At 60.4% G+C, this 2,862-nt stretch carries 1 protein-coding gene and 2 pseudogenes; 1 reads left to right on the top strand and 2 read right to left on the bottom strand.

All coding sequences use genetic code 11. The features are described from left to right. Positions 1 to 1,675: autotransporter domain-containing protein (locus V5E99_RS30840; RefSeq protein ID WP_499806294.1), on the top strand; the 1,675-nt coding region annotated here is incomplete at its 5' end. A 561-nt stretch (positions 1,676 to 2,236) separates the two neighbouring features. On the opposite strand, the pseudogene V5E99_RS30835 reads toward V5E99_RS30840, so the two are convergent. Then, a pseudogene (locus V5E99_RS30835) lies at positions 2,237 to 2,464 on the bottom strand (IS66 family transposase zinc-finger binding domain-containing protein); the annotation flags it as partial. Between the two features lie 166 nt (positions 2,465 to 2,630). Next, positions 2,631 to 2,862 (bottom strand): annotated as a pseudogene (locus V5E99_RS30830) (transposase); the annotation flags it as partial.

The raw sequence follows: 2,862 nt of genomic DNA, 5'->3' as shown, positions 1-2,862 counted from the left end.
TACCGTCAGCGCGCTAACCCTGGTGGTTACCCCGGCGTCCCTGGGCGCCGGTACGACGGGTAGTCCCTACAGCGCCACCCTCAGCGTCTCCGGCGGTGCCGCGCCCTACAGCTACAGCATTAGCAGCGGCAGCCTGCCAGCGAGCCTGAGCCTGAACACATCTAGCGGTCTGATCAGCGGTACGCCCAGCGCCAGCGGCACCGCCAAACTGATCATCACCGCCACCGATGCCAACGGCGCCACTGGCTCCCAGGCCTATTCGATCACCATTGCCGCTGTGGCGATCACCGTGCCGGCCTCCAGCCAGATCCTCGCTGCGGGCCAATCGGCCACCGTCGACCTGACCCAGGGCGCCACCGGCGGCCCGTTCACCCAGGCCACCCTGGGCACGGTGACCCCCGCATCGGCTGGCCGGGCCATGATGATGAGCCCGTTCTCGATGCGATTCGTGCCCTCGGCCGCCTTCACCGGCACCGCGATCGTGAGCTTCAGCCTGCAGAACGGCAGCGGCTCCAGCGCTACGAGTACCGTCAGCTTCATGATCCAGGAGCGCCCGGACCCGACCAAGGACGCCGAGGTCGTCGGCCTGCTCAACGCCCAGACCCGGGCAGCGGAGCGCTTTGCCCGCACCCAGATGGACAACTTCAACCGGCGTCTGGAGCAACTGCACCAGATGAGTTGCGACCGTAGTTCGTTCAATGCCAGCTTACGCAAGGAGGGCCGCGATGTGCCGCTGGGTGAGATTACCAAAGCGGTGCAGAGCCAACTGGGGGGCTCGGCCAATCAGACTGAGCAAGAGAAACGCGAGGCCGCTGCCGCCCTGCAAGACAATTGCAAACAGGACGCCTTGGCGTTCTGGAGCGATGGCTTCGTCAACGTCGGCTCGACCCATGCCCGGGGGGCGCGGGACAACAGCTTCACCACCCTGGGCCTGAGCGTCGGTGTCGACTATCGTCTGTCGCCGACCGCTATTGCCGGTGTGGGTATCGGCTACGGCAACGATCGCAGTGACATCGGCAAGAACAACACGCGCAGCGAAGGGGACGCTATCGGTATCGCCACCTACCTGAGCCTGAACCTGGCCCCGCAAGTATCTGTCGACGGTCTGCTTGGCTACAACCGCATCAGCTTCGACTCACGCCGCTACATCACCGGCAGCACCGATGACTATGCCCGCGGCCCGCGGGATGCCGATCAGTTGTTCGCCTCCTTGACCGCCAGCTACGAGTACCGCCAGGGCCCGCTGTCGCTGACGCCTTACAGCCGCTTGAATGCCAGCACTACCCGCATGGACGCCTACCGTGAAAGTGGCGGCGGCATTTACGGCTTGTCCTACGACGAGCAGCGCCAGCAGAACTTCACCTCCTACCTCGGCGTGCGCTCGAGCTACGACCTGACGACCCGAGTCGGTGTGGTCACGCCCAAGGTCGGCCTGGCCTGGGGCCACAACTTCAGTAGCAGCAGCGACTACAAGATGCGCTACACCGACCAGGGCGACGAAGGCACTCTGTACCGGCTCAAGCCCGACTCGCTGGACAGCGATTTCGCTAGTTTGGACATGGGCGTGGACTTCAACCTCGGACGCGTCTGGCAAATGGGGGTCTCGTACAAAACCGCCCTAGGCTCGGACGAACGTAACGACACTATCCGCCTGGGTCTGAATGGCAAGTTCTGAACCCTGGCCCCAGATCAACGTGCCTGGGTTGATCCCTACAGAAGGAAATGGATCCCCCTGAGCCATAGCCACAAAACTACACTCCGCCAGATTCCGACTCTGGCGGAGTGTTGTGCCTTAGCTGCGCCGACAACAGCTCAATCCAGTGGTTGCGGTAGGAACGACAGTCACCTGCTACCACCCGCACAGATCCGTACATGCAGAATTACCGCATACGGCTCCTGCCTTGGGTTTTGACGCCGAAGCGCGTTATGGGATAAGGATGCATTGGTAGTTCCCGTGGATAGGGTATGAAGAAACGGGCCTGCGCAGTCATGCGATCCTAGTTCAACCGGTGCCGCTGACTTCGGCGCTTGAGAGTATGCCTCCACGCCCTGATAATTTCACGGCGAAAAGCATCCAGTCGCCGAGTATTACCGGGAACTTCGTAATAATTGCAGTACCCTCTAAAAAACCGACTCAACCACTGACCAATCACTGGGACTGGCTGGTGCCTGCGTTTGTGAAGTTGCGCCCGTATCTCTTTGAGTGTTGCCCTCATGCGCTTACCAATGGTTAGCCACGGCAGCCGTAGACCTTGCGGATATGCTTGATCACGCGAATTTGCATCGGCACGATCTCCAACTGCTCGCTGGTTTCTTCACCGATGGTGTGCCTACGGCAACCGCAGGCACAGGTCAGTTCGTGTTCGGGGAGTTCGTGGATAGCTTCGATGCGTGGCAGGTCGGCAGGCAGTGGCTTGCGCTTGCCCCGACGCAGGGTCGGAGCAACGACTTCTTCGTCGGACTCTTCGCTGACTGGAACCTCTAGGAAAGGTCTGAAGTAGCCCCCGAATTCTCGATACTCCAGCCATCGGGAGTTCAAAAAAACGGTGGCCTGCCAAAAACCAGGCTCTGGCTCGTCTTAATTCATTGCTTTTCCTTGAACAACACCATTCTTCCGCTCATTTCGCGGATCACAGGTGCACCTCTCCCGCAACCAACAGCCGTTTTCGCATCATCCACAGGTTCGACAGGGCAAATAGCATGGTCTGTTGCGCGGTGTTTTTCATCAGCCCGCGATAACGCACTTTCGTGTAGCCAACTGGCGCTTGATCACTCGAAAAGGATGCTCAACCTTGGCTCGCATCTGGGCTTTTGCGTATTCGATTTTGCGACGCACCTGAGCAATCAAGCTCTGCTCCCCGC

It is taken from the genome of Janthinobacterium sp. LPB2021202312-11-4 (assembly GCF_037049705.1).
In the GTDB taxonomy this organism is placed as follows: Bacteria; Pseudomonadota; Gammaproteobacteria; order Pseudomonadales; family Pseudomonadaceae; genus Aquipseudomonas.
Note: the sequence above shows the minus strand (reverse complement) of the source record. Positions and strands in the feature narration are given on the sequence as shown.